We start from the raw sequence: 25,491 nt of genomic DNA on the forward strand, positions 1-25,491 counted from the left end.
GTAAGTGCCTTCACCGCACATGCGCTAGTCCGAAGGGCAGGTGAAGGCCGCAGGCGCTGGCCGCCGCCCCCACGAGGGGCGGCGGCCAACAGCCCCGGGCGGCCGACTGCAGTGCTCGTCTACCTCATACGGCGGCTGTTCAACGTCGCCGCCACGCTGCTGGTGGTCTCCTTGGTCACCTTCGGCATCTTCTTCGCGGTCCCGAAGCTGACCGGCAGCGATCCCGCGCTCATGTACGCCGGCCGGGAGACCAACGAGACCGCCCTGGCGGGCATCCGCGTCAAGATGGGCTTCGACAAGCCCATCTCCGAGCAGTACCTGCTCTTCGTCAAGGGCATCTTCGCCGGCCGCGACTACGACGGCGGCACCGAGATCACCCACTGTGCGGCTCCCTGCTTCGGCTACTCCTTCAAGACCGAGGCGCCCGTCTGGGAGACCATGATGGACCGCATCCCGGTCACCCTCTCGCTCGCCCTCGGGGCGGCCGTGATCTGGGTGATCGCCGGTGTGGCCACGGGCGTGATCTCCGCCCTCAAGCGCCGCACCGCCATCGACCGCACCGTCATGGTCGGAGCGCTCGCCGGCGTCTCCCTGCCGATCTTCTTCACCGGCATGGTGGCCCCCGCGATCTTCGTCTACAGCCTCGGCTGGCTGGACGTCTCCAACTACAAACCCCTCACCGAGGATCCGCTGGCCTGGCTCAACAGCCTGATCCTGCCCTGGGTCACCCTCGCCTTCCTCTTCGCCGCCACCTACGCGCGCATCACCCGCGCGACCATGCTGGAGGTGCTCGGCGAGGACTACATCCGCACCGCCCGGGCCAAGGGACTCAAGGAGTCCGTGGTCATCCGCAAGCACGCCCTGCGCTCCACGCTCACCCCGGTCGTCACGATGTTCGGCCTCGACCTCGGCGGGCTCCTCGGCGGCGCCGTGCTCACCGAGACCACCTTCAACTTCCAGGGCCTCGGGACGGCGGCCGTCGCCGCCATCGGTGCCGGCGACCTCCCCGTGATCATGGGGGTCACCCTGCTCGCCGCGCTGTTCGTGGTGATGGCCAACCTGATCGTGGACCTGCTGTACGCCGTCATCGACCCGCGCGTGAGGCTGACGTGACCAAGAACGATTCCGACCAGCCGGCCTTCGTGCCCGAGCAGGGCGGCGCGCGCGACGCGGCCCCCTTCCTCTCCGTGCGCGACCTCAAGGTCCACTTCCCGACCGACGACGGCCTGGTGAAGTCCGTCGACGGCCTCACCTTCGACCTGGAGCGCGGGAAGACCCTCGGCATCGTCGGCGAATCCGGCTCCGGCAAGTCGGTGACCTCGCTGGCCATCATGGGCCTGCACCGCACCGGCAACGCGCGCAGCCGCCCGCACATCTCGGGCGAGGTGGTGCTCGACGGCGAGGACCTGGTCAGCGCCGACGCCGACCACGTACGCCGGCTGCGCGGCCGCAAGATGGCGATGGTCTTCCAGGACCCGCTGTCCGCGATGCACCCGTACTACTCGGTCGGCAAGCAGATCGTCGAGGCGTACCGGACCCACCACGACGTGGACAAGAAGAAGGCCCGCGCCCGCGCCGTCGAGATGCTCGACCGCGTCGGCATCCCGGAGCCCCACCAGCGCGTGGACGCGTACCCCCACGAGTTCTCCGGCGGCATGCGCCAGCGCGCGATGATCGCGATGGCGCTCGTCAACAACCCCGAACTGCTCATCGCGGACGAGCCGACCACCGCCCTGGACGTCACCGTCCAGGCGCAGATCCTCGACCTGATCCGCGACCTCCAGAAGGAGTTCGGCTCCGCGGTCATCATGATCACGCACGACCTCGGTGTGGTCGCCGAGATGGCCGACGAGATCCTCGTGATGTACGGCGGCCGGTGCGTCGAGCGCGGCACCGCGGAGAAGGTGTTCTACGAACCCCGCCACCCCTACACCTGGGGACTGCTCGGCTCCATGCCGCGCATCGACCGCGACCAGACCGAGCGGCTGATCCCGGTCAAGGGCTCGCCGCCCAGCCTCATCAACATCCCGAGCGGCTGCGCGTTCAACCCCCGGTGCCCCTACGCCGACGTGCCCAAGGGGGGCATCACCCGCACCCAGCGGCCCGAGCTGACCCAGGACGACAGCCGGCACTGGTCCGCCTGCCACATGTCGCAGGAGGAGCGGACCCGGATCTGGACCGAAGAGATTGCGCCGAAGCTGTGACGGACATGAAGAAGGACACCGCCGCCCAGGACCCCGCCGAGGGCTCCGCCCCGGGCTCCGGGACCGTCACCGAGGCGGAACCGCTGCTGAAGGTGACGGGCCTGGTCAAGCACTTCCCCATCAACAAGGGGCTGCTGCGCCGCGAGACCACCGCCGTCAAGGCCGTGGACGGCATCGACTTCGACGTCCGGCGCGGTGAGACCCTCGGCGTGGTCGGCGAGTCCGGCTGCGGCAAGTCGACGATGGGCCGCCTCATCACCCGCCTGCTGGAACCGAGCAGCGGCCGCATCGAGTTCGAGGGCAAGGACATCACGCACCTGAGCGTGGCGGGCATGCGCCCGCTGCGCCGCGACGTGCAGATGATCTTCCAGGACCCGTACGGCTCGCTGAACCCCCGGCACACGGTCGGCGCGATCGTCTCGGCCCCCTTCAAGCTCCAGGGCGTCACCCCCGAGGGCGGCATCAAGGCGGAGGTCCAGCGGCTGCTCGCCCTCGTCGGCCTGAACCCGGAGCACTACAACCGCTACCCGCACGAGTTCTCGGGCGGCCAGCGCCAGCGCATCGGCATCGCGCGCGCCCTGGCCCTCAAGCCGAAGCTGGTCGTCGCCGACGAGCCGGTCTCCGCGCTCGACGTGTCGATCCAGGCGCAGGTGGTGAACCTGCTGGACGACCTCCAGGAGGAGCTCGGCCTGACGTACGTGATCATCGCGCACGACCTGTCGGTCATCCGGCACGTCTCGGACCGCATCGCGGTGATGTACCTCGGCAAGATCGTGGAGCTGGCCGACCGCAAGTCGCTGTACGAGTCGCCGATGCATCCGTACACGAACGCGCTGCTCTCCGCCGTCCCGGTCCCGGACCCGAGGCGGCGCGGCGCGAAGAGCGGCCGCATCCTGCTCAAGGGCGACGTGCCCTCGCCGATCTCCCCGCCGGCCGGGTGCCGCTTCCACACGCGGTGCTGGAAGGCGACGGAGCTGTGCGCGAAGCAGGACCCGCCGCTGGTCGCCCTCAAGCCGGGCCACCAGGCGGCCTGCCACCACCCGGAGAACGCCCCGGCCGCGTCTTCCTGACACCCCGCCCGCGCGGCGCGGCACCGGCTCCGTGGCCTCGCGCCCGCCGCGCCGCTCGGGTGGTTCGGCGTAGGGGTGCCCCTCCGGCGTCGCGCCGCCGCGGCGCCGGAGCCGGTCCGGCGGGCGCGGGCGGCGTCGGGGCCCCCGGGGCGTCGGGGCCGTACAGGCCCCCCGCCCCGCGCTTCCGCCCGCGCTTCGGCTTCGCGCTTCGGCCCCGGCGGGCGGCGGCTCCGTGGCGGGCGACAATGGCGGGGTGCTCCACGATCTCTTCCCGCCCGGCATCCAGCACGTCCTGGACCTCGCGGGCATCTTCGTCTTCGCCACCGCCGGCGCCCTCCTCGCGGTCCGCAAGAACTTCGACGTCTTCGGCATCGCCGTCCTCGCCCTCGTGACCGCCCTCGGCGGCGGCCTCCTGCGCGACCTCTGCATCGGCGCCGTCCCGCCCGCCGCCTTCAGCGAGCTCAGCTTCTTCGTCACCCCCCTGATCGCCGCCGCGCTCGTCTTCTTCCTCCACCCCGAGGTCCAGCGCATCAACCGGGCCATCAACGTCTTCGACGCCGCCGGCCTCGGCCTGTTCTGCGTGTCGGGCACCACCAAGGCCTACGAGTACGGCCTCGGCCTGACGTCCTCCGCCGCGCTCGGCGTCGCCACCGCCGTCGGCGGCGGTGTGCTGCGCGACGTACTGGCCAACGAGGTGCCGTCGCTGCTGCGCGACCGCGAGATGTACGCCGTGCCCGCCGTCGTGGGTGCCGCCATGGTGGCCGTCTTCATCAGCTTCGAGGTGCTGAACCCCTTCACGACCGCGCTCGCGACCGTCACCACCTTCGTGCTGCGCCTGCTCGCGATGCAGTACCACTGGCGGGCCCCGCTGGCCTGGAACCGGCGCTCCTCGGTGGCCGAAGAGCCGTAGTTCCGTCCCCGAAACAAAAGCTACCGCTTAGTAGCTTACCGGTGTACCGTCGTCGGCATGTCTTACGCAGCGGCCCAGGCCTCCATCGGCGACAGCGAATTCGACCGCGACACCACCATCACCGCCCGCCCGGGCGAGCCCGGGGTGTACGACGCGGAGCTGTCCGCCGGCTGGACGATCATCACCGCCGTCAACGGCGGCTATCTGCTGGCCCTGGTCGGCCGGGCCCTCGCGGCGGCCCTGCCGCACCCGGACCCCTTCACCGTCTCCGCCCACTACCTCACCTCCTCCGTGCCCGGCCCCGCCGTGATCCGCACCGAGGTGGTCCGCGTCGGCCGCACCCTCTCCACCGGCCAGGCCTCGCTGTTCCAGTACGACGCGAACGGCGCCGAGATCGAGCGCATCCGCGTCCTCGCCTCGTACGGCGACCTCGCCGCCCTCCCCGACACCGTGCACACGGTGGCGCGGCCGCCGGTGATGCCCGCGTACGAGGACTGCCTCGGCCCCGAGGCCGGTCCGGCCCCCATCCCCGGGAGCAGCGCCATCGTGGACCGGCTGCGGCTGCGGCTGGACCCGGCGACGGCGGGCTGGGCGGTCGGAGCGCCGTCCGGCAAGGGCGAGATGCGGGCCTGGTTCGAACTGGCCGACGGACGCGACGCCGACCCGCTGTCGCTGCTGCTCGCGGTGGACGCACTGCCGCCGACCGCTTTCGACCTCGGCCTGCTCGGGTGGGCCCCCACCGTGGAGCTCACCACGCACATCCGCCACCGCCCGGCCCCGGGTCCGCTGCGGGTGGGCATCGTCACCCGCAACCTGGCCGGCGGCTTCCTGGAGGAGGACGCCGAGGTCTGGGACTCGGCCGACCGCCTGGTCGCCCAGTCCCGCCAGCTGGCGCGCGCCCCGCGCTGACGCGAGGGGGCGCCGGCCCCGGTTCCCGGAACCGGGGCCGGCGCCTCGGGGTCACGGCGCCCGCGCGCACCCCGGGCGGGAGCCACCGGGGCAGGGGGCTCGTAGAATCAAAAAATCATGGCCTACCTCGACCACGCCGCGACCACGCCGATGCTCCCGGAAGCCGCTGCGGCGATGACCGCGCAGTTCGCCGCCACCGGAAACGCGTCCTCCCTGCACGCCGCCGGCCGCCGGGCCCGCCGTACCGTCGAGGAGGCCCGCGAGGCCCTCGCCGAGGCCCTCGGCGCGCGCCCGAGCGAGGTGGTCTTCACCGCGGGCGGCACCGAGGCCGACAACCTCGCCGTCAAGGGCCTCTACTGGGCCCGCCGCGACGCCGACCCGGCCCGCACCCGCGTCCTCGCCAGCCCCGTCGAGCACCACGCCGTCCTGGACGCCGTGCACTGGCTCGCCGAGCACGAAGGGGCCGAGGTCGAGTACCTCCCCGTCGACCGCTACGGCCGCGTGCACCCCGAGGACTTCCGGGCGGCGGTCGAGCGCGACCCCGACGGCGTCGCCCTCGCCACGGTGATGTGGGCCAACAACGAGATCGGCACCGTCATGCCGGTCCGTGAACTCGCCGCCATCGCGGGGGAGCACGGCGTACCCCTGCACTCCGACGCCGTCCAGGCCTTCGGGCAGCTCGACGTCCGCTTCGGCGACAGCGGCCTCGCCGCCATGACCGTCAGCGGCCACAAGGTGGGCGGCCCCTACGGGATCGGCGCCCTGCTCCTGGGCCGCGACCAGAGCCCCGTCCCCGTCCTGCACGGCGGCGGCCAGGAGCGGCACGTCCGCTCCGGCACCCTCGACGTACCGGCCATCGCCGCCTTCGCGGTGGCGGCCGTACTCGCCGCCGAGCGGCGCGAGCGGTTCGCCGCCGAGGTCGGAGCCCTGCGCGACGAGCTCATCGCGGCCGTGCTGGCAGCCGTCCCCGACGCCGTCCTCGGCGGCGACCCCGAGGACCGGCTCCCGGCCAACGCCCACTTCAGCTTCCCCGGCTGCGAGGGGGACTCCCTGCTGCTGCTCCTGGACGCGCAGGGCATCGAGTGCTCCACCGGCTCCGCCTGCACCGCGGGCGTCGCCCAGCCCAGCCACGTCCTGCTGGCGGCGGGCACCGACCCGCGGCTGGCCCGCGGCACCCTGCGGTTCTCCCTCGGCCACACCTCCACGAGGGAGGACGTCGCCGCGGTGGCCGCCGCCATCGGCCCCGCCGTGGAACGCGCCCGCACGGCCGGCCTCAGCTAGGCCCTGTCGTCAAAGTCCCGCCTGGCCTGCGGCGTCCGGCACCGCACCTCGCCGCGTTGTCGGGGCACCCAGGTACGTCCAGTACTCGGGCGCCCCTCCGCCTTGCGATGCACGGCACCGGACGCCGCAGGCCTGACCGGCGCTACTTTGACGACAGGACCCAGGGCCCCCTCCGCCCGCCGGCTTCACCCAGGGCAGAACGCCGCTCCCTTCCCCCGGCGCCCGGGGTCCCTAGGCTGAAGGGGTGAGCACTCATGCGCCCGACGGGTCCCGCGTCATCCCCCTGCGCCCGCACACCTCACCGCCCGGTTCCGGCGGGGCGGTCCGCGCCCCGCAGCGGCCGGCGCCGGCCTCCCCGGCACCCGCCCCGGGCGAACCGCTGTGGCGCCACCTCGTCGGTGACGTGCTGCGGCGCGAGCGGCTCGCCCAGGAGCGGACGCTGAAGGACGTCGCGGAGGCGGCCCGGATCTCGATGCCGTACCTGTCGGAGCTGGAGCGCGGACGCAAGGAGGCCTCCTCCGAGGTGCTCGCGGCCGCCGCCCGCGCCCTCGGGCTGGGCCTGGCCGACCTGCTCTCCCTCGCCGCGGACGAACTGACCAGGCACGACCGGAGCCGGGCCGGCGGGCGCCGTCCCTCGCCGACGGCGCGGTACGACTCCCTCTGCCTCGCCGCCTGACCGGACGACGGCCGGCCGGTCAGGCGGGCGCGCTCGCCGCGGACGGCGCGCGCGGGGCGCGAGGTCAGGCGAACGCGAACCGCCGGCTCAGCACCTCGTCGGCGAGCCCGTAGGCCACGGCCTCCTCGGCGGTCAGCACCTTCTCCCGGTCCATGTCCGCGCGCAGCGCCGCCACGTCGTGGTGCGTGTGCCGGGACAGGACCTCCTCCACCTGTGAGCGGATGCGGACCATCTCCTTGGCCGCGAGGCTGAGGTCGGAGACCGTCCCCTGCCGGCCGTTGCTGGCCGGCTGGCCGAGCAGCACCCGCGCGTGCCGGAGCACGAACCGTCGCCCGGGATCGCCGCCGGCCAGCAGCACCGCCGCCGTGGACGCCGCCTGACCGACGCAGAACGTGGAGATCGGAGCCTGCACGAACGTCATCGTGTCGTAGATCGCCATCAGCGAAGTGAACGATCCGCCGGGCGAGTTGAGGTAGATCGAGATCTCCCGCTCCGGATCGGCCGACTCCAGGTGCAGGAGTTGCGCGATGACCACATTGGCGACCCCGTCGTCCATCTCGGTGCCGATGAAGACGATCCGTTCGTTCAGCAGCCGGCTGAAGACGTCGTAGGACCGCTCGCCCTGCGCCGTGCGCTCGATGACGTAGGGAACCGTGTACGACCCCATGTCACAGCCCCGCCCGTCGGCGCGACGCGGCCGGGCGGATGTCGGCGAGCGACTCCACCACCCGGTCCACGATCCCGTACTCCCTGGCCTGTTCGGCCGTGAACCAGCGGTCCCGGTCGCCGTCCCGCGCGATCGTCTCCTCGCTCTGGCCGGTGTGCTCGGCGGTGATCCGCTCGACGGCCTCCTTGGTGTACCGGAGGTTCTCCGCCTGGATCTCGATGTCCGCGGCGGTGCCGCCGATGCCCGCCGAGGGCTGGTGCATCATGATCCGCGCGTTCGGCAGCGCGAACCGCTTGCCGGGCGCCCCCACGGTCAGCAGGAACTGGCCCATGCTCGCGGCGAAGCCCATCGCCAGCGTCGAGACGTCGTTCGGGATCAGCCGCATGGTGTCGTAGATGGCGAGGCCCGCGGTGACCGACCCGCCGGGGCTGTTGACGTACAGGCTGATGTCGGTGCGCGGGTCCTCCGCCGACAGGAGCAGCAGCTGCGCGCACACCCGGTTGGCCGACACGTCGTCGACCCGGGTGCCGAGGAGCACGATCCGCTGGGCGAGCAGCTGGGCCGCCAGGTGGTCGTCGAAGGGGCTGGGCGGCGTGCCGCCCTCCTCGGCGCGGGGCGGGAGCGTGATGAGTGGCATTGTCTGTTCTCCTTGTCCGGACGCGGAAACCGTCGGCTCCACTCTTGACCCCGAAAGCCCCCCGCACGCGGTTCCTCTGCCCGCCGCAGATTCGCCGGCAGCAGAGGTGACGGACGGTCACCCTCCGTGCGGTGAGGCGGAGCTCGCCCGTCGGCGGGGCCTTAACCTCTGTGGATGCGCCCCATGGACCACAGAGACGTCGACCAGGCCGTCGCCGAGATGCTGCGCGTCCTCGGCCCGCACGACACGGAGGACTGGACGGGGCCGGCGGGCCCGCTGGAGTGGAGCTGCTGGACGACGGCGGCCCACGTCGCGCATGACCTGCTGGCCTACGCCGGGCAGGTGGCCGCCCGTCCCGCCGAGGCCTACCTGCCCTTCGACCTGACCGTCCGGGCGGACGCGTCACCGCGCGAGGTCCTCCAGGTGGTCGCCGCCGGCGGGGCGCTGCTCAGCGGAGCACTCGCCCTGGCCGGCCCGGACGTGCGGGCCTGGCACTGGGGGCCGACCGACCGGACCGGGTTCGCGGCGATGGGTGTGGCCGAGGTCCTGCTGCACACCCACGACATCGCGCGGGGGCTACGGGTCCGGTGGCTGCCTCCGGCGCCGATGTGTTCCCCGGTGATCCGCCGGCTCTTCCCCGATGCCCCGCCGGGCGATCCGGCACAGGTGCTCCTGTGGTGCACGGGCCGGGGCGAGCTGGCCGGACGGCCACGCCGTACCTCGTGGGCCTGGCAGGCCGCCCTGTCCCCCTGACCGGCTGCCCGTGGGAGCCGCGTCAGTCCCAGGAGTTGAAGAGCAGCCCGCCCAGGGTGTCGATCTCGTACGCGCGGACCTGGCGCCACTCGGCCCGGGCGAGCGCCGAGGTGTCCACGTCGCCGAGGCGCGCGGTCAGTGTCCCGGTGCTCAGGACGGTGAAACCCGCGTCGGTGAAGACCCCGGACCAGGGCGGCGGAGGGAGGAAGCCGTCCCGGTACCAGTCCCGGCGCTGCCCCGCGAAGGCGATCCAGGGGTGGTGCGCGTGGCACAGGACGACGGCCGGCGCCGCCCCGCCGGTCACGCACCCGGTGTGGAAGGTACGCGGGTACGCCCGGGCCTCCACCTCGCCCACCGTGCCCCCGGCGGCCCGCGCCGCGGCGTACAGGGCCGTACGGAAGGCGGACAGGCCGGTCTCCGGAAGCGGGCCGCCCCCCGGCCGGACGAAGCCCGTCGCGCCCGGCGGCAGCGAGAACGCCCACCGCCTCTCCCCGGAGCGCCTCACGCCGGCAGCTGCGCGCGCACGAGCGCGATGTAGCGGTCCCAGTCCCAGTGCGGCCCGGGATCGGTGTGGTCGGCGCCCGGGACCTCGTTGTGACCCAGGATGTGCTTGCGGTCCGCCGGTATGCCGTACCTCCGGCAGATGTCGGCGGCCAGCCGGGCCGAGGCCGCGTACATGGCGTCGGTGAAGTCCTTGGGCCGGTCGACGAAGCCCACGTGCTCTATCCCGACGCTGCGCTCGTTCATCCGGCGGTTGGCCGCGTGGAAGGCCACATCCAGCTCGCGCACCATCTGCTCCACATGGCCGTCCTGGCGCACGATGTAGTGCGCCGACGCCTTGTGCCACGGGTTCCTGAAGGCGTCCACCGAGGACTCGAAGCCGCCCTGTGTGACATGGACGACGATCCGGTCCACCCGGTAGTCGTCGGGCCGGTCCGCCAGCCGCCAGTTCGCCGGCGAGGCCGCCGTCCAGCTCGCCCCCGCGTGGTCGAGCTCGCCCTCCTTGCGCGGCTTGGAAACCCCCGGCAGCAGCCACCGGGCCCGCGCGATCTCCTCCCGGGCCACCACCCCCGCCGCCGCGAGGACTCCCAGACCGCCCAGGAGCACCGCCCGCCGGGTCCGGCGCGGGCGCTTCTCCGCCTGTTCGCTCATGTGATCCACCCCCCACAGCCGATAACGCGCTGTGACCCCGTCCGGTTCCCCGTACCCTGGACGGTGCTATGACTGAGAACCTGCCGCGCACCGCCCGCCCCCTCCGCGTCCTGGCCGCCATGTCCGGCGGTGTGGACTCCGCCGTCGCCGCCGCCCGCGCGGTCGAAGCCGGGCACGACGTCACCGGGGTCCACCTGGCGCTCTCCGCGAACCCCCAGTCCTTCCGGACCGGCGCCCGCGGCTGCTGCACCATCGAGGACTCCCGCGACGCCCGCCGCGCGGCCGACGTCATCGGCATCCCCTTCTACTGCTGGGACCTCGCCGACCGCTTCCGCGAGGACGTCGTCGAGGACTTCATCGCCGAGTACGAGGCCGGCCGCACCCCGAACCCGTGCCTGCGCTGCAATGAGAAGATCAAGTTCGCGGCGCTGCTCGACAAGGCCCTCGCCCTCGGCTTCGACGCGGTCTGCACCGGCCACTACGCCACCATCGTCGAGAACGCCGACGGCTCCCGCGAGCTGCACCGCGCCTCCGACATGGCCAAGGACCAGTCGTACGTCCTCGGCGTCCTCGACGAGAAGCAGCTGGCCCACGCCCTCTTCCCGCTCGGTGACACGATCACCACCAAGGACGAGATCCGCGCCGAGGCCGAGCGGCGCGGCCTGGCCGTCGCGAAGAAGCCCGACAGCCACGACATCTGCTTCATCGCCGACGGCGACACCCAGGGCTTCCTCGCCCAGCGCCTCGGCAGGGCCGAGGGCGACATCGTCGACGAGACCGGCGCCAAGGTCGGCACCCACGAGGGGGCCTTCGGGTTCACCATCGGCCAGCGCAAGGGCCTGCGCATCGGCCACCCGGCCCCCGACGGCAAGCCTCGCTACGTCCTCGACATCTCCCCGGTGAACAACACCGTCACCGTCGGCCCCGTCGAGGCCCTCGACGTCACCGCCCTCACCGCGATCCGCCCCCGCTGGTGCGGCTCCACCCCCGCCGCCCCCGGCACCTACACCGCGCAGCTGCGCGCCCACGGCGGCGAGACCGAGGTCTTCGCCGAGGTCGTGGACGGCGAGCTGCGCGTCTCCTTCACCGAGCCGGTCCGCGGCGTGGCCCCCGGCCAGGCGATCGTCCTCTACGACGACACCCGCGTGGTCGGCTCCGCGACCATCGCCACGACGACGCGCACGGCCGCCGCCGTCTGACACCCGCGGATCAGACCACCGTCAGGACGATCTTGCCGGTGGTCCGGCCGCGCTCGCCGATCTCGTGGGCCTTCGCGGCCTCCGCCAGCGGCAGCACCGTCTCGACCAGCGGCTTGAGCAGGCCCCGGTCCGCCAGGGCCGCGATCTCCTCGAGCCCCTTCAGGTCGGGTTCCACCAGGACCCAGGACGCGCGCACACCGTCCGCCGCGGCCGGTACGGAGTCCGGGCCCGGGAGCGAGACCAGGTGGCCGCCGCGCTTGAGCACCTTCAGCGAGCGCTCGGCGACCTCGCCGCCCAGGGCGTCCAGGACCACGTCCACCTCGGAGACCGCCTCGGCGAAGTCGCCGGTCCGGTAGTCGACCAGCTCGTCGGCGCCCAGCTCGCGCAGCAGGCCGTGCTTGGCGCCGCTGGCCGTGCCGATCACGTACGCCCCGCGCGCCTTGGCGATCTGGACCGCCAGGTGGCCGACCCCGCCCGCCGCCGCGTGCACCAGGACGCGCTGCCCGGCCGTGACCCCGGCGGTGTCGACCAGCGCCTGCCAGGCGGTCAGCGCCGCGAGCGGCAGCGCGGCCGCCTGTACGTGGCCGAGGGAGGCGGGCTTGCGGGCGAAGTGCCGGGCCGGGGCGGCGACGTACTCGGCGTAGCCGCCCGCCTGGCGGGGGAAGCTCGGCATGCCGTACACCTCGTCACCCGGCCGGTACAGCGTCACGCCCGGGCCCACCGCCTCGACGGTACCGGAGACGTCCCAGCCGACGATCGGCACCTCGCCCCAGGCGATCAGGGCGCCACTGGCCCGGGTCTTCCAGTCGACCGGGTTCACACCGGCCGCGTGGACCCGGACCAGGATCTCGCCCAGGCCGGGCTCCGGGCGGTCGACCTCCCGCTCCACCAGGGTCTCGGGGCCGCCCCATCCGTTCACGACGATCGCGCGCATCTCTGTCTTCCTCATTCCACGGGATTCCGTCCGGTACCGGGCTCTCCCCGGCGACACGTCCCACACTCGGACATCCCGGCACTCCGCGGTATTGGCCGGATGGCCAGGGTGTGACAGGATCCGGCCATGGACAGCGCACGGAAAACGACAGCGCGGGCCGCGGCCGGCGGAGGCCCCCACCGGGTCGCGGTGCTCGCCCTGCCGGGCGTACCCCCCTTCGAGCTGGGCATCCCCTCCCGCGTCTTCGGCAGCGCCGTGGACGCCGCCGGGCAGCCCCTGTACGAGGTCACCGTCTGCACCGCCGACGGCGGGCCCGTCCTCAGCGACGCCGGGTTCACCGTCCAGCCCGCCGCCGGGCCCGAGGCCCTGGCCGCCGCCGACACCGTGATCCTCCCGCCCACCCACGCCATGCCCGAGCTGGCCCGCGGCGGACCCCTGCCCCCCGAGGTCACCGCCGCCATCGCCGGGATCCGCCCCGGCACCCGGCTCGTCTCCATCTGCACCGGCTCCTACGTGCTCGCCGCCGCCGGGCTCCTCGACGGCCGCCCCGCCACCACCCACTGGAACCTGGCACCCGAGTTCCGCCGGGCCTACCCCCGCGTCCAGGTCGACGAGGAGGTCCTCTTCGTCGACGACGGCGACGTCCTGACCTCCGCCGGCGTCGCCGCCGGCGTCGACCTGTGCCTGCACCTGGTCCGCCGCGACCACGGGACCGCCGTCGCCAACCGGGCCGCCCGCATGTGCGTCGTACCGCCCTGGCGCGACGGCGGACAGGCCCAGTACATCGACCGCCCCGTCCCCGCCCCCACGGTCGCCACCACCACCGCCACCCGCGCCTGGGCCCTGGAGCGCCTCGACGAGCCGATCAGCCTCGCCGAACTCGCCGCCCACGCCCGGATGAGCCTGCGCACCTTCACCCGCCGGTTCCGCGACGAGGTCGGCATGACCCCCGTCCAATGGCTCACCGGACAGCGCCTGGAGGTCGCCCGCCAGCTGCTGGAGTCCAGCGACCTCCCCGTCGACCTGGTCGCGCACCGCTCCGGCTTCGGCTCCGCCAACTCCCTGCGCCAGCACATGCGCACCGCCTTCGGCGTCTCCCCGATGGCCTACCGGCGCACCTTCGGCCCGCACGTCATGACCTCGGAGGTAATCGCCACCGCCGACGCCCGCTGACAGCATCGGGGCAACGGCCGGGACCGCCCGGCCGAACGGACAGGGGAGACCGACATGACCGCGTACGCCATCGCCCACCTGCGCCGCCCCACCGTCAACGAGGACGTCCTGCGCTACATCGAGGAGATCCAGGCGACCATGGACCCCTTCGGCGGCCGCTTCCTCGTCCACGGCAAGGAGGTCGAGGTCCTCGAAGGCCCCTTCCCCGGCACGGTCGTCGTCATCGGCTTCCCCGACATCGAGCGGGCCCGCGCCTGGTACGCCTCCGACGCCTACCAGGCCATCCTCGCCCTGCGCACCGACCACATCCCCGGCACCGCCGTCCTGGTCGAAGGGGTCCCCGCCGACTACGACGCCACCGGACGGGCCCGCGACCTCCGCGAGGCCGCCGGACTCTGACCCGCCGGCGGGAGCGGCGGACCGCGGCGGCGGCGGGGCCCGGGCGGATGCGAGCATGGGCCGTATGGCTACTCACCTGATCACCGGTGCCGGATCCGGCATCGGCGCCGCCGTCGCCGCCCGCCTGCACGCCCGCGGCGACGACCTCGTCCTGCTCGCCCGCGACGCCGCCCGCGCCCGGCAGCTCGTCGAGCGCTACCCGGGCGCGCGGACCCTCGTGGGAGACCTCGCGGACCCCGACCGGCTGTCGTGGGCGTTCTCCAAGCAGCCGGTGCCCGAACGGATCGACTCCCTGCTCCACATCGCCGGGATCGTCGACCTCGGACCCGTCGGCGACCTGCGCCCCAAGACCTGGCACCAGCAGCTCAACGTCAACCTGATCGCCCCCGCCGAGGTCACCAGACTGCTGCTGCCCACCCTGAGGGCCTCCAAGGCCACCGTCGTCTTCGTGAACTCCGGCGCCGGACTCCAGGCCCACGCCGAATGGGGGGCCTACGCCGCCTCCAAGCACGGCCTCAAGGCCCTCGCCGACGCGCTGCGCGAGGAGGAGAAGGCCAACGGCGTACGCGTCACCTCCGTCTACCCCGGCCGCACCGCCAGCCCCATGCAGGCCAAGGTCCACTCCCAGGAGGGCAAGGAGTACGACCCCGCGCGCTGGATCGACCCCGAGTCCGTGGCGACGACCATCCTGATGGCCGTCGACCTGCCTCGCGACGCCGAGGTCAACGACCTCTCCGTCAGGCCCGGCCGATGACCGCGGGCGCCACCGGCGTCGGCTCCCTCCCGGGCGGCGACGCCCGCGAGGCCGCCAAGACCGTCACCGGCTCCTTCGAGGACTTCCCGTACCTCCCCGAACTGCCCGCCCGCGGGCCCGGCGCGGACATGATCGGCCGCACCCTGGGGCTGCTCGTCGACATGTACGCCCACGTCGAGCCCAGCGGCTGGCGGATCAGCGACCGCCCCGGCCGCGACACCCGGCGCGCCCGCTCCTGGCTGGGCGAGGACCTCGACGCCCTCGAGGAGTTCACCCAGGGCTACACCGGCCGACTGAAGGTCCAGGCCGTCGGCCCGTGGACGCTGGCCACCGCGCTCGAACTGCACGGCGGCGAAGCCGTGCTCCAGGACGCCGGGGCCTGCCGCGACCTCGCCGGCTCCCTCGCCGAGGGTCTGCGCGACCACCTGGCCGACGTGCGCAGGCGCGTCCCGGGCGCCGAGATCGTGCTCCAGTACGACGAGCCGTCGCTCACCGCCGTCCTGCTCGGCCGGGTGCGCTCCGCCAGCGGGTACCGCACCTACCGGGCCGTCGACCGGCAGGTGGTCGAGAGCACCCTGCGCGACCTCTTCGCCGTGCACGACGGTGAGGTCGTCGTGCACTCCTGCGCGCCCGACGTCCCCTTCGCACTGCTGCGCCGGGCCGGCGCCGCGGGAGTGTCGTTCGATTTCTCACTGCTCACCGAGCGCGAGGACGACGCCATCGGCGAGGCCGTCGAAGGCGGCCTGAAACTCTTCGCCGGAGTGGTGCCGGGCACCGATGCCCCGTTGTCGGACCCGGGCGGTAGCGTCATGGGTGTCAGGAAGCTCTGGCGCAGGCTGGGACTGTCCCCGGGGGCTCTCGCCGAGTCGGTCGTGGTCACCCCGTCGTGCGGTCTGGCGGGCGCCTCGCCCGCGTACGCCCGCGCGGTACAGGCCCATTGCGTCAGGGCGGCGAGGTCGCTCGCCGACAACCCTGAGTGACGGTCGAGGACGGGCCACGGGAGGACACGGCATGGCAGCCGAACAGCAGGACACGGCAGTACCGACGGCGGCGCGCGAGCAGCACCAGCTGCTCGCCGAGCAGATCGAGGAGCACCGCTTCCGGTACTACGTGAACGACGCGCCGGTCGTCAGCGACGCCGAGTTCGACCAGCTGCTGCGCTCGCTGGAGGCCCTGGAGGAGCAGTACCCCGAGCTGCGCACGCCCGACTCGCCCACCCAGAAGGTGGCCGGGGCGTACGAGACCGACTTCGCCTCCGTCGTGCACCGCGAGCGGATGCTCTCCCTCGACAACGCCTTCGACGACGAGGAGCTGTCCGCCTGGGCCGACCGGGTCGCCCGGGACGTGAACACCCCGGACTACCACTACCTGTGCGAGCTCAAGGTGGACGGCCTCGCCGTCAACCTCACCTACGAGAACGGCCGCCTCACCCGCGCCGCCACCCGCGGCGACGGCCGCACCGGTGAGGACATCACGCCCAACGTCCGCACCATCGCCGAGATCCCGGACCGCCTGCGCGGCGACCGGATCCCGGCCCTGGTCGAGATCCGCGGCGAGGTCTACTTCCCGATGGAGAAGTTCGAGGAGCTCAACGCCCGGCTCGTCGAGGCCGACGGCAAGCCCTTCGCCAACCCGCGCAACGCGGCGGCCGGTTCGCTGCGCCAGAAGGACCCGAAGGTCACCGCGACCCGCCCGCTGCACATGGTGGTGCACGGCATCGGAGCCCGTCAGGGCTTCGAGATCGAGCGCCAGTCGCAGGCGTACGAGCTGCTGCGCGAATGGGGCCTGCCCACCGCCCGCCACAACAAGGTCGTCTCCTCCCTGGCCGAGGTCCGCGCGTTCATCGACCACTTCGGCGAGAACCGGCACTCGGTGGAGCACGAGATCGACGGCGTCGTGGTCAAGCTCGACGAGATCGCCCTCCAGGGCCGGCTGGGCTCCACGGCCCGCGCCCCGCGCTGGGCCATCGCCTGGAAGTACGCCCCCGAAGAAGTCAACACCAAGCTCATCGACATCAAGGTCGGCGTAGGGCGCACCGGCCGCGTCACCCCGTACGCCCAGGTGGAGCCGGTGACCGTGGCCGGCTCCGAGGTGGAGTTCGCGACCCTGCACAACCAGGAGGTCGTCAAGGCCAAGGGCGTGCTCATCGGGGACACCGTCGTCCTGCGCAAGGCGGGCGACGTCATCCCCGAGATCCTGGGCCCGGTGGTGGACCTGCGGGACGGCACCGAGCGCGAGTTCGTCATGCCGGCCGAGTGCCCCGTCTGCGGGACGGGGCTGCGCCCGATGAAGGAGGGCGACATCGACGTCCGGTGCCCCAACGCGCAGACCTGCCCCGCGCAGCTGCGCGAGCGGCTCTTCTACCTGGCCGGCCGCCAGAGCCTGGACATCGAGAACTTCGGCATGGTCGCGGCGGCCGCGCTCACCGGCCCCCTGGAACCCGCCGAGCCGCCGCTGCGGGACGAGGGCGACCTCTTCGACCTCACCATCGAGCAGCTGCTGCCCATCAAGGCGTACGTGCTCGACCAGGACAGCGGCCTGCCCAAGCGGGACCCGAAGACCGGCGAGGAGAAGATCGTCAGGGTCTTCGCCAACCAGAAGGGCGAACCGAAGAAGAACGCCCTGGCCATGCTGGAGAACATCGCCGCCGCCAAGCAGCGTCCGCTGGCCCGCATCATCAACGGCCTCTCGATCCGGCACGTCGGCCCCGTCGCCGCCGAGGCGCTCGCCCGCGAGTTCCGTTCGATCGAGCGCATCGAGCAGGCCTCCCTCGAGGAACTGACCGCCACCGAGGGCGTCGGCGCGATCATCGCCGCCTCCCTCAAGGAGTGGTTCGCCGTCGACTGGCACCAGGAGATCCTGCGCAAGTGGCGGGCGGCGGGCGTCCGCATGGAGGAGGAAGGATCCGCCGAGGAGGAGGGGCCGCGTCCGCTGGAGGGCCTGACCGTGGTCGTCACCGGCACCCTGCTGAACCACACCCGCGACGGCGCCAAGGAGGCCCTGCAGAGCCGGGGGGCCAAGGTCACCGGCTCGGTGTCGAAGAAGACCTCCTTCGTCGTCGTCGGCGACAACCCCGGCTCGAAGTACGACAAGGCCGTACAGCTGAAGCTCCCGATCCTCGACGACGCCGGCTTCGAAGTGCTGCTCGCACAGGGGCCCGACGCCGCGCGCGAGGCGGCGCTCCCGCTGGAGGGCGGCGGCGAAGGCGAAGCCGAGCGGTAGCCCGCGGGGGAGTCGTCCCGGGGGCGGCGGAGGCCAACGGATGCGTGGTGTGCGGCCGTACGGGCGGGCGCACGCCCGGCGCGGCCCCCGGTGGTGAACGGCCGGCGGGAGGCCGGCCGGGCCGCGGTGAGCCGTCGGATCATCGGACGCGTGACGGGGGCCCCGTCCAAACTCGCCCGTTCGGCGGATACCGTACTGATGAGGATGGCTGGGCCGTATTCGGGCAACCACCGCCGACCGCTGCCCCTGGAGGCCTCTCGCGTCCTACTGTTGTGGGGTGCGCCCGTCGTGCGCGGCTGCCTGATGCGCTTTCAGCCGTGATGGCACGACACCGGGGCCATCACGTGACATCGGCATCGCCGGCTGTGAGAGGGACGGGCATGAAACCCACCGAAAGCGCCGACCCGTCACCTGAATTCGGCGGGGACACCCCGCCCGTACGGGCGGGCCGGTTCGGTGTCCTGGGTGCCAGGACACCGGAGACCCGGGCCCCCGGCACCGGAGCGGGCGGACCGGGACAGGAGGGGCGGCGCACCACGCTGGCCCTCGCCCTCGTGGGCCTCGCCGCCGTGGTGCTCGCCGCCGGCATCGCCTCCGCGCTGACCGCCCGTCAGGCGCTGTTCCCCGGCGGAGCGGTGGGCTGGGGGCTCGCCCTGCTCACCGGCATCATCGTCGGCCACCTCGTCGCCCTGGGCCGCGACCGCTGGTGGGGCGGCACCGGATCCGGTGCGGCGCTCACCCTCGGGGTGCTCATCCTGTACGGCTGGATCCCCGCCGGACTCGTCTCCCTGGCGGTGGTCTCCCTCGTCGGGGCCGCCCGCCGGCAGCGCTGGCGGCAGGGCCTGCTGCACGGCTCCGTCGACATCCTCGGCATCGGCGCGGGGGCCCTCGTACTGGCCGCCTTCGGCGACGCGCCGAGCGTCGAGCGGCCCTGGACGCCCCTGGACTGGGACCTCGCGGCCGCTCCCGAGGTCGCCCTCGTCGCCCTCTCCTACCTGCTGGTGACCCGGATCCTGCTGTGGTTCGCGCTCACCCCGCGCGGCGGCGGGCTGCCCACCGTGGCCCGCACGGCCGTCCTGCGCCAAGCCCTGGTCGCCGCCGCCCTGCTGGGCATCACCCCGCTGATCTGCGTGGTCGCCAGCACCCAGCCGGTACTGCTGCCCCTCTTCGCCGTACCGCTCATCGCCCTCGACTCCACCCTGTGGATCGCCCGGGCCCGCGCCGAGGAGCAGCTGCGCGACCCGCTGACCGGCCTGCCGAACCGGCAGTGGCTCCTGGAGCGGGCGTGGTCCGCACTGGACGAGGCCGAACGTTCGGGCACCCGGTCCGCCCTCGTGCTGATCGACCTGGACCGCTTCCGCGCCGTCAACGACACCCTGGGCCACCTCGCGGGGGACCGGCTGCTGCTCCAGATCGCCGAGCGGCTGCGCCAGGCGCTCCCGGCCGAAGCGGAGGCGGCCCGGCTCGGCGGCGACGAGTTCGCCGTACTGCTGCCCGCCACCGACTCCACCACCAGCGCCCAGCGGGTCGCCCGCGGCCTCGTCGCCGAACTCAGCTCCCCGCTGGACCTCGACGGCCTCACCCTGGTCCTGGAGGCCAGCGCCGGCCTCGCCGTCTTCCCCGACCACGCGCTGGACGCGGAAGGACTGCTGCGGCGGGCCGACGTGGCCATGTACCAGGCCAAGCGCGACCGCACCGGCGTCGAGGTCTACGAGTCCAAGCGCGACAGCAACACCCCCGACCGGCTCGGCCTCCTCGGAGACCTCCGCCGGGCCCTCGACGCCGGCGAGGTGGAACTGCACTACCAGCCGAAGGTCCGCTTCGACGGACAGGTGGCGGGGCTGGAGGCGCTGGTCCGCTGGGTGCACCCCGAACGCGGGCGGGTCTCCCCGGACGAGTTCATCGCCATCGCCGAGACCTCCGGGCTGATGCCGCACCTCACCGAGTACGTGCTGGAGACGGCCCTCGCCCAGGTCGCGCGGTGGCGGGCGCAGGGCCTGAAGGTCCCGGTCGCCGTCAACGTCTCGCCGCGCGACGTCCACACCCCCGGCTTCGCGGGAGCCGTCGCCGCCCGGCTGGCCCGGCACGGGGTCCCGGCGAGCGGGCTCCAGCTGGAGATAACGGAACACGTCCTGCTGGAGGACCCGCAGCGGGCGGCCGACACCATGGCCGGGCTCACCGGCCACGGAGTCAAGATGTCCCTCGACGACTTCGGTACCGGCTACTCCTCGCTGGTGCACCTGCGCCGGCTGCCGGTGAGCGAGCTGAAGATCGACCGCTCGTTCGTGGCCCGGCTCGCCGTGGACGCCCAGGACGCGGAGATCGTCCGCTGCACGGTCGACCTCGCGCACTCCCTGGGCCTGCTGGTCGTCGCCGAAGGCGTGGAGGACGACGAGACCTGGGAGCGCCTGCGGGACCTCGGCTGTGACGCGGTGCAGGGCTGGCTGGTCGCCGCCGCCATGCCCCCGCAGGAGGCCACCGCCTGGCTCCTGGCCCGCGGCGAGCGCGGCTGGCGCCGGCCGGCCGACATCACGGCGGAGCTGGCCGCCGCGGCCGCGGCCACCTCGGAGACCCCGGCCCCGTAGGCCGCGCCACCGGAGTCCCGCCCGGTCCCGGTGCGGGGCGGCCCGCGGGGTGGTGCCGCCCGGCCCCGGCGGGGCCGCGGCAAACCGTTTAACGGGTCGGGGGCCCGGCCCCATAGGATTGGCACCGAAACCTACACACTCACCACCCCCAGAGGATCGCTGCATGCCTGGCATCACGCGCGAGGAGGTCGCCCACCTCGCTCGGCTGGCACGTCTGGAACTCAAGGCCGAAGAGCTCGACCACTTCGCCGGACAGCTCGACGACATCATCGGCGCGGTCGCCCGCGTATCCGAGGTCGCCGACCAAGACGTCCCGCCGACCTCCCACCCGCTGCCGCTGACGAACGTCATGCGCGCGGACGAGGTCCGTCCCTCGCTCACCCCCGAGCAGGCGCTTTCCGGTGCTCCCGCCCAGGAGCAGCAGCGTTTCAAGGTGCCGCAGATCCTGGGGGAGGACTAATCACCATGGCTGACACCCACATCATCAAGCTCACGGCCGCCCAGACCGCCGAGAAGATCGCCACCGGCGAGCTCACGGCCGTCGAGGTCACCGAGGCCCACCTCGCGCGCATCGAGGCGACGGACGAGAAGGTCCACGCCTTCCTGCACGTCGACCGTGAGGGCGCCCTGGAGCAGGCCCGCGCCGTGGACGCCAAGCGGGCGGCCGGCGAGAAGCTCGGCCCACTGGCCGGCGTTCCGCTCGCCCTCAAGGACATCTTCACCACCGTCGGGGTCCCGACCACCGTCGGTTCGAAGATCCTCGAAGGCTGGATCCCGCCCTACGACGCCACCCTGACGCGCAAGCTGAAGGAAGCCGGCGTCGTCATCATCGGCAAGACCAACATGGACGAGTTCGCCATGGGGTCCTCCACCGAGAACAGCGCGTACGGCCCCACCGGCAACCCCTGGGACCTCACCCGGATCCCCGGCGGCTCCGGCGGCGGCTCCGCGGCCGCGCTCGCCGCCTTCCAGGCCCCCCTGGCCATCGGCACCGACACCGGCGGCTCCATCCGCCAGCCCGCCGCCGTCACCGGCACCGTCGGCGTGAAGCCCACGTACGGCGGCGTCTCCCGCTACGGCATGGTGGCCTTCTCGTCCTCCCTGGACCAGGGCGGCCCGTGCGCCCGTACGGTCCTGGACGCGGCCCTCCTCCACGAGGTCATCGCCGGCCACGACCCGCTCGACTCCACCTCCATCGACGCCCCGGTCCCGCCGGTCGTCGAGGCCGCCCGCAACGGCTCCGTCGCCGGCATGCGCGTCGGTGTGGTCAAGCAGTTCGCCGGCGAGGGCTACCAGGCCGGCGTCGTCCAGCGCTTCAACGAGTCGGTGGAGCTCCTCAAGGAGCTCGGCGCCGAGATCGTCGAGCTGGACTGCCCGTCCTTCGACCTCGCCATGGCCGCGTACTACCTGATCGCGCCGTCCGAGGCCTCCTCCAACCTGGCCCGCTTCGACGCCATGCGCTACGGCCTGCGCGTCGGCGACGACGGCACCAGGTCCGCCGAGGACGTCACCGCCCTGACCCGTGAGGCCGGCTTCGGCGACGAGGTCAAGCGCCGCATCATCCTCGGCACGTACGCGCTCAGCTCCGGCTACTACGACGCGTACTACGGCTCCGCCCAGAAGGTCCGCACGCTCATCACCAAGGACTTCGAGAAGTCCTTCGAGCAGGTCGACGTGATCGTCTCCCCGACGACCCCGACCACCGCCTTCGCGATCGGCGAGCGCACCGACGACCCGCTGGCGATGTACCTCGCCGACCTGTGCACCATCCCGACCAACCTGGCCGGCAACTCCGCCATGTCGCTGCCCTGCGGCCTGGCACCGGAGGACGGTCTCCCGGTCGGACTGCAGATCATCGCCCCGGCGATGAAGGACGACCGCCTGTACAAGGTCGGTGCCGCCGTCGAGGCAGCCTTCGTCGAGCGCTGGGGTCACCCGCTGCTTGAGGAGGCTCCGTCGCTGTGAGTTCCAGTGCACTGTCCAAGGCCAAGGGCTTCAAGAAGTCCAAGTCCGGCACCTACCTGTCGATCGGCACCACCGCTTTCGGTGCCATCAGCGTGATCAAGCAGGCCCGCAAGGCCCGCACCGAGAACGACACGCTGAAGCTGGTCGACGCCGTTGTGTCCGCCGCCGCCATCGTCACCGGCCTCGCGATCCTGTACCGCGAGCTGAAGCGCCTCGGCGACGACGACGTCCTGCTGGGCTGAGAGGGAAAGTTTCACCGTGACCACCTTCACCGAACTGCTGTCGTACGAGGACGCCCTCGCGTCGTACGACCCCGTCATGGGCCTCGAAGTCCATGTCGAGCTCGGCACCAGGACCAAGATGTTCTGCGGCTGCTCCACCGAGCTGGGCGCCGAGCCCAACTCGCAGACCTGCCCGACCTGTCTGGGTCTGCCGGGCTCGCTCCCGGTCGTCAACGCGATCGGCGTCGAGTCCGCCGTCAAGATCGGTCTCGCGCTGAACTGCGAGATCGCCGAGTGGTGCCGCTTCGCCCGGAAGAACTACTTCTATCCGGACATGCCGAAGAACTTCCAGACCTCCCAGTACGACGAGCCCATCGCCTTCAACGGCTACCTGGACGTCCAGCTGGAGGACGGCGAGGTCTTCCGCGTGGAGATCGAGCGCGCCCACATGGAGGAGGACACCGGCAAGTCGCTGCACGTCGGCGGCGCCACCGGCCGTATCCACGGCGCGTCCCACTCCCTGCTGGACTACAACCGCGCCGGCATCCCGCTCATCGAGATCGTCACCAAGCCCATCGAGGGCGCGGGAGCGCGCGCCCCCGAGGTCGCCAAGGCGTACGTGGCCGAGCTGCGCGAGGTCATCAAGGCGCTCGGCGTCTCCGAGGCCCGCATGGACAAGGGCCAGATGCGCTGCGACGTCAACCTGTCGCTGCGTCCGAGCCCGGAGGCCCCCTTCGGCACCCGCTCGGAGACGAAGAACGTCAACTCGCTGCGCTCCGTCGAGCGCGCGGCCCGCTTCGAGATCCAGCGCCACGCGGCGGTGCTCTCGTCGGGCGGCTCGATCGTGCAGGAGACCCGGCACTTCCACGAGGAGGACGGCTCCACCACGGCCGGCCGCATCAAGGACAACGCCGAGGACTACCGCTACTTCCCCGAGCCGGACCTGGTCCCCGTCGCCCCGGCCCGCGCCTGGGTCGAGGAACTGCGCGCCGGGCTGCCGGAGATGCCGCGCGTGCGCCGCAACCGGCTCCGCGAGGAGTGGGGCGTCAGCGAGCACGACATGCAGTCCATCCTCAACGCGGGCGCCGTGGACTCCATCGTCGCCACCATCGAGGAGGGCGCCGACTCCGCCGCCGCCCGCAAGTGGTGGATGGGCGAACTGGCCCGCAACGCCAACGAGCAGGGCGTCTCGGTCGACGAGCTGCCGATCACCCCGGCCCAGGTGGCGCGCATCGCGGCCCTGGTCGCGGCCGGCGACCTGAACGACAAGCTGGCCCGGCAGGTCATCGAGGGCGTCCTCGCGGGCGAGGGCACCCCGGACGAGGTCGTCGACAAGCGCGGCCTGAAGGTCGTCTCGGACGAGGGCGCGCTCGGCGCGGCCGTGGACGAGGCCATCGCGGGCAACGCGGCCATCGCCGACAAGATCCGCGGCGGCAAGGTCGCCGCCGTCGGCGCCCTGGTCGGCGCGGTCATGAAGACCACCCGCGGTCAGGCCGACGCGGCCCGCGTCAAGGAGCTCATCCTGGAGCGCCTCGGCGTCGAGGGCTGAGACCCCGGCTCCTGACGGAGGCCCCGCACCGGATCCCGGTGCGGGGCCTCCGCCGTTCCCGTACGCGTTGTCGTACGGGTCTTCGTACGCGCGTCCGGGCGCGGGCGCGTGTCCGGATGTGACGGGGAATCGTCATTGCCGCCATGCGGGGGCCACGTGAGGATGGGGGCATGCCCACTTCGCACCGGGTCGTCATCGCGGTCTTCCCCGATGTCGACCTCCTCGACGTCACCGGTCCGGCCGAGGTCTTCGCCCTGGCCAACCGGGAGACCGGCGGGCGCGCCGGTTACGAGGTCGTCCTCGCGGGGCCCGAGGCCGGACCGGTACGGACCTCGGCGGGGGTGCGGCTGCTCGCGGACCGCGCCTTCGGCGAGGTCGGCGAGCGGGTGGACACCCTGCTGGTCCCGGGCGCGGTCGACGTGACCGACGCCGGACCCGTCGCCCGGATCGACGAAGCCGTCGTGGAGTGGGTACGGGAGACCGCCCCGCACGCCCGGCGGGTGGCGTCGGTGTGCGTGGGCGCGCACCTGCTGGCGGCGGCCGGGCTGCTGGACGGGCGGACGGCGACCACCCACTGGTCGACCGCCGCCCAGCTGGCGGCCGAACACCCGCAGGTCGTGGTCGATCCCGATCCGATCTTCGTACGCACCGACCACGGCCGGCTGTGGACCGGGGCGGGGATCAGTGCCTGCCTGGACCTGGCGCTGGCTCTCGTCGCCGAGGACCTGGGCGAGCAGACCGCCCTGGCGGTGGCGCGGCAGTTGGTGATGTACCTGAAGCGGCAGGGCGGCCAGAGCCAGTTCTCGGTGCCGCTCAGCCGGCCGGCCGCCGGACGGCGGGACATCGACGACCTGCGCGTGTGGATCGCCGACCACCTCGACGCGGACCTGTCCGCACCGGCCCTCGCGGCCCGGATGTGCCTGAGCGAGCGGCACTTCGCCCGCGTCTTCACCCAGGAGACCGGCACCAGTCCCGCGGCCTACGTGGAAGCCGCCCGCGTCGAGGCGGCCCGGCGCGTCCTGGAGACCACCGACAGCCCGCTCGACCAGGTCGCGGCGGCCGCCGGTCTCGGCTCGGCGGAGACCCTGCACCGGGCCTTCCGCCGGCAGCTCGCCACGACCCCGGCGGCCTACCGCCGCCGGTTCCGCACGCAGGCCGGCTGACCGGCACCCATCGGTCCGGACCCCGAGAAGGCTTCGAGGACTTCGAGGAACGGGCCCGGCTTTGCGCT

Annotated in this window: 25 protein-coding genes; 20 read left to right on the forward strand and 5 right to left on the reverse strand. The window is 73.0% G+C overall.

The genetic code is table 11. The features are described from left to right. Positions 1–111: 111 nt before the first annotated feature. From ACFY7H_RS20610 to ACFY7H_RS20640, 7 genes are all read left to right on the forward strand, one after another. Positions 112–1,113, forward strand: a complete 1,002-nt coding sequence (locus tag ACFY7H_RS20610; RefSeq protein ID WP_388939885.1) for an ABC transporter permease — start codon at positions 112–114, stop codon at positions 1,111–1,113. Positions 1,114–1,142: 29 nt separating this feature from the next. Further along, complete coding sequence (locus ACFY7H_RS20615; protein WP_388940012.1) at positions 1,143–2,204, forward strand: ABC transporter ATP-binding protein; 1,062 nt, start codon at positions 1,143–1,145, stop codon at positions 2,202–2,204. A gap of 5 nt (positions 2,205–2,209) precedes the next feature. After that, complete coding sequence (locus ACFY7H_RS20620) at positions 2,210–3,274, forward strand: ABC transporter ATP-binding protein (protein WP_388939887.1); 1,065 nt, start codon at positions 2,210–2,212, stop codon at positions 3,272–3,274. A 253-nt stretch (positions 3,275–3,527) separates the two neighbouring features. After that, positions 3,528–4,184, forward strand: coding sequence for a trimeric intracellular cation channel family protein (locus tag ACFY7H_RS20625; RefSeq protein WP_388939889.1), 657 nt, complete (start codon positions 3,528–3,530; stop codon positions 4,182–4,184). A gap of 57 nt (positions 4,185–4,241) precedes the next feature. Continuing rightward, a complete protein-coding gene (locus ACFY7H_RS20630; protein WP_388939891.1) occupies positions 4,242–5,093 on the forward strand; it encodes a thioesterase family protein in 852 nt (283 codons plus the stop codon). 117 nt (positions 5,094–5,210) lie between these two features. Next, a complete protein-coding gene (locus ACFY7H_RS20635; protein ID WP_388939892.1) occupies positions 5,211–6,374 on the forward strand; it encodes a cysteine desulfurase family protein in 1,164 nt (387 codons plus the stop codon). Between the two features lie 244 nt (positions 6,375–6,618). Further along, positions 6,619–7,050 (forward strand): helix-turn-helix domain-containing protein, encoded by a 432-nt coding sequence (locus ACFY7H_RS20640; RefSeq protein WP_388939893.1) that lies wholly within the window; start codon positions 6,619–6,621, stop codon positions 7,048–7,050. A 64-nt stretch (positions 7,051–7,114) separates the two neighbouring features. Here ACFY7H_RS20640 and ACFY7H_RS20645 read toward each other — a convergent pair whose 3' ends face one another. Together ACFY7H_RS20645 and ACFY7H_RS20650 are read right to left on the reverse strand one after the other, a co-directional pair. After that, positions 7,115–7,717, reverse strand: coding sequence for a ClpP family protease (locus tag ACFY7H_RS20645; protein ID WP_388939894.1), 603 nt, complete (start codon positions 7,715–7,717; stop codon positions 7,115–7,117). Position 7,718: 1 nt separating this feature from the next. After that, the gene (locus tag ACFY7H_RS20650; protein WP_388939896.1) at positions 7,719–8,354 is read right to left on the reverse strand and encodes a ClpP family protease; all 636 of its coding nucleotides are present in this window, start codon (positions 8,352–8,354) and stop codon (positions 7,719–7,721) included. Positions 8,355–8,537: 183 nt separating this feature from the next. On the opposite strand from ACFY7H_RS20650, the gene ACFY7H_RS20655 reads away from it, so the two are divergent. Beyond that, positions 8,538–9,107 (forward strand): maleylpyruvate isomerase N-terminal domain-containing protein, encoded by a 570-nt coding sequence (locus ACFY7H_RS20655; protein WP_388939898.1) that lies wholly within the window; start codon positions 8,538–8,540, stop codon positions 9,105–9,107. Positions 9,108–9,129: 22 nt separating this feature from the next. Here ACFY7H_RS20655 and ACFY7H_RS20660 read toward each other — a convergent pair whose 3' ends face one another. Together ACFY7H_RS20660 and ACFY7H_RS20665 are read right to left on the reverse strand one after the other, a co-directional pair. Next, entirely contained in the window at positions 9,130–9,612 is a 483-nt protein-coding gene (locus ACFY7H_RS20660; protein ID WP_388939899.1) for a hypothetical protein, read from the reverse strand. Further along, positions 9,609–10,259, reverse strand: a complete 651-nt coding sequence (locus tag ACFY7H_RS20665; protein ID WP_388939901.1) for an N-acetylmuramoyl-L-alanine amidase — start codon at positions 10,257–10,259, stop codon at positions 9,609–9,611. The genes ACFY7H_RS20660 and ACFY7H_RS20665 overlap by 4 nt, the downstream gene beginning before the upstream one ends. A 68-nt stretch (positions 10,260–10,327) precedes the next feature. Between ACFY7H_RS20665 and mnmA the strand changes: the two genes are divergently transcribed. Beyond that, the gene (mnmA, locus tag ACFY7H_RS20670) at positions 10,328–11,458 is read left to right on the forward strand and encodes a tRNA 2-thiouridine(34) synthase MnmA (RefSeq protein ID WP_388939903.1); all 1,131 of its coding nucleotides are present in this window, start codon (positions 10,328–10,330) and stop codon (positions 11,456–11,458) included. A gap of 10 nt (positions 11,459–11,468) precedes the next feature. Here mnmA and ACFY7H_RS20675 read toward each other — a convergent pair whose 3' ends face one another. After that, the gene (locus ACFY7H_RS20675; RefSeq protein ID WP_388940014.1) at positions 11,469–12,392 is read right to left on the reverse strand and encodes an NADP-dependent oxidoreductase; all 924 of its coding nucleotides are present in this window, start codon (positions 12,390–12,392) and stop codon (positions 11,469–11,471) included. 126 nt (positions 12,393–12,518) lie between these two features. Between ACFY7H_RS20675 and ACFY7H_RS20680 the strand changes: the two genes are divergently transcribed. The 11 genes from ACFY7H_RS20680 (at position 12,519) to ACFY7H_RS20730 (ending at position 25,423) form a co-directional block, all read left to right on the forward strand. Beyond that, positions 12,519–13,565, forward strand: a complete 1,047-nt coding sequence (locus ACFY7H_RS20680) for a GlxA family transcriptional regulator (protein ID WP_388939904.1) — start codon at positions 12,519–12,521, stop codon at positions 13,563–13,565. A 54-nt stretch (positions 13,566–13,619) separates the two neighbouring features. Next, a complete protein-coding gene (locus ACFY7H_RS20685) occupies positions 13,620–13,964 on the forward strand; it encodes a DUF1330 domain-containing protein (protein WP_388939905.1) in 345 nt (114 codons plus the stop codon). A 64-nt stretch (positions 13,965–14,028) separates the two neighbouring features. Continuing rightward, positions 14,029–14,718 carry an SDR family oxidoreductase gene (locus tag ACFY7H_RS20690; RefSeq protein ID WP_388939907.1) on the forward strand — a complete coding sequence of 230 codons (690 nt, stop codon included), beginning with the start codon at positions 14,029–14,031 and terminating at the stop codon, positions 14,716–14,718. Then, positions 14,715–15,698 (forward strand): methionine synthase, encoded by a 984-nt coding sequence (locus ACFY7H_RS20695; protein ID WP_388939909.1) that lies wholly within the window; start codon positions 14,715–14,717, stop codon positions 15,696–15,698. Before ACFY7H_RS20690 ends, ACFY7H_RS20695 begins: the two co-directional genes overlap by 4 nt. A gap of 31 nt (positions 15,699–15,729) precedes the next feature. Beyond that, on the forward strand, positions 15,730–17,940 hold the full coding sequence (gene ligA, locus ACFY7H_RS20700; RefSeq protein WP_388939911.1) for an NAD-dependent DNA ligase LigA: 2,211 nt from the start codon (positions 15,730–15,732) through the stop codon (positions 17,938–17,940). Positions 17,941–18,320: 380 nt separating this feature from the next. Next, a complete protein-coding gene (locus ACFY7H_RS20705; RefSeq protein WP_388939913.1) occupies positions 18,321–20,525 on the forward strand; it encodes a putative bifunctional diguanylate cyclase/phosphodiesterase in 2,205 nt (734 codons plus the stop codon). A gap of 163 nt (positions 20,526–20,688) precedes the next feature. Then, complete coding sequence (gatC, locus tag ACFY7H_RS20710; protein WP_010984178.1) at positions 20,689–20,985, forward strand: Asp-tRNA(Asn)/Glu-tRNA(Gln) amidotransferase subunit GatC; 297 nt, start codon at positions 20,689–20,691, stop codon at positions 20,983–20,985. Between the two features lie 5 nt (positions 20,986–20,990). Continuing rightward, complete coding sequence (gatA, locus tag ACFY7H_RS20715; protein WP_388939915.1) at positions 20,991–22,490, forward strand: Asp-tRNA(Asn)/Glu-tRNA(Gln) amidotransferase subunit GatA; 1,500 nt, start codon at positions 20,991–20,993, stop codon at positions 22,488–22,490. Beyond that, positions 22,487–22,732, forward strand: a complete 246-nt coding sequence (locus ACFY7H_RS20720; RefSeq protein ID WP_030295076.1) for a hypothetical protein — start codon at positions 22,487–22,489, stop codon at positions 22,730–22,732. Before gatA ends, ACFY7H_RS20720 begins: the two co-directional genes overlap by 4 nt. Positions 22,733–22,748: 16 nt before the next feature. After that, positions 22,749–24,260 carry an Asp-tRNA(Asn)/Glu-tRNA(Gln) amidotransferase subunit GatB gene (gene gatB, locus ACFY7H_RS20725; protein ID WP_388939918.1) on the forward strand — a complete coding sequence of 504 codons (1,512 nt, stop codon included), beginning with the start codon at positions 22,749–22,751 and terminating at the stop codon, positions 24,258–24,260. Positions 24,261–24,430: 170 nt separating this feature from the next. Then, positions 24,431–25,423, forward strand: a complete 993-nt coding sequence (locus tag ACFY7H_RS20730; RefSeq protein ID WP_388939920.1) for a GlxA family transcriptional regulator — start codon at positions 24,431–24,433, stop codon at positions 25,421–25,423. Positions 25,424–25,491: the final 68 nt, after the last annotated feature.

Source organism: Streptomyces sp. NPDC012794 (assembly GCF_042901085.1).
Classification (GTDB): Bacteria; Actinomycetota; Actinomycetes; order Streptomycetales; family Streptomycetaceae; genus Streptomyces.

Excerpts from the sequence above, each read along its gene's own strand:
- ACFY7H_RS20620 (WP_388939887.1), top strand. The coding sequence starts at position 2,210 with ATGAAGAAGGACACCGCCGCCCAGGACCCCGCCGAGGGCTCCGCCCCG.
- ACFY7H_RS20635 (WP_388939892.1), top strand. The coding sequence starts at position 5,211 with ATGGCCTACCTCGACCACGCCGCGACCACGCCGATGCTCCCGGAAGCC.
- ACFY7H_RS20695 (WP_388939909.1), top strand. The coding sequence starts at position 14,715 with ATGACCGCGGGCGCCACCGGCGTCGGCTCCCTCCCGGGCGGCGACGCC.
- ACFY7H_RS20655 (WP_388939898.1), top strand. The coding sequence starts at position 8,538 with ATGGACCACAGAGACGTCGACCAGGCCGTCGCCGAGATGCTGCGCGTC.
- ACFY7H_RS20730 (WP_388939920.1), top strand. The coding sequence starts at position 24,431 with ATGCCCACTTCGCACCGGGTCGTCATCGCGGTCTTCCCCGATGTCGAC.
- ACFY7H_RS20630 (WP_388939891.1), top strand. The coding sequence starts at position 4,242 with ATGTCTTACGCAGCGGCCCAGGCCTCCATCGGCGACAGCGAATTCGAC.
- ACFY7H_RS20665 (WP_388939901.1), bottom strand. The coding sequence starts at position 10,259 with ATGAGCGAACAGGCGGAGAAGCGCCCGCGCCGGACCCGGCGGGCGGTG.
- ligA (WP_388939911.1), top strand. The coding sequence starts at position 15,730 with ATGGCAGCCGAACAGCAGGACACGGCAGTACCGACGGCGGCGCGCGAG.
- ACFY7H_RS20645 (WP_388939894.1), bottom strand. The coding sequence starts at position 7,717 with ATGGGGTCGTACACGGTTCCCTACGTCATCGAGCGCACGGCGCAGGGC.
- ACFY7H_RS20705 (WP_388939913.1), top strand. The coding sequence starts at position 18,321 with ATGAAACCCACCGAAAGCGCCGACCCGTCACCTGAATTCGGCGGGGAC.
- ACFY7H_RS20690 (WP_388939907.1), top strand. The coding sequence starts at position 14,029 with ATGGCTACTCACCTGATCACCGGTGCCGGATCCGGCATCGGCGCCGCC.
- gatA (WP_388939915.1), top strand. The coding sequence starts at position 20,991 with ATGGCTGACACCCACATCATCAAGCTCACGGCCGCCCAGACCGCCGAG.
- ACFY7H_RS20675 (WP_388940014.1), bottom strand. The coding sequence starts at position 12,392 with ATGCGCGCGATCGTCGTGAACGGATGGGGCGGCCCCGAGACCCTGGTG.
- gatC (WP_010984178.1), top strand. The coding sequence starts at position 20,689 with ATGCCTGGCATCACGCGCGAGGAGGTCGCCCACCTCGCTCGGCTGGCA.
- ACFY7H_RS20685 (WP_388939905.1), top strand. The coding sequence starts at position 13,620 with ATGACCGCGTACGCCATCGCCCACCTGCGCCGCCCCACCGTCAACGAG.
- mnmA (WP_388939903.1), top strand. The coding sequence starts at position 10,328 with ATGACTGAGAACCTGCCGCGCACCGCCCGCCCCCTCCGCGTCCTGGCC.
- ACFY7H_RS20680 (WP_388939904.1), top strand. The coding sequence starts at position 12,519 with ATGGACAGCGCACGGAAAACGACAGCGCGGGCCGCGGCCGGCGGAGGC.
- ACFY7H_RS20650 (WP_388939896.1), bottom strand. The coding sequence starts at position 8,354 with ATGCCACTCATCACGCTCCCGCCCCGCGCCGAGGAGGGCGGCACGCCG.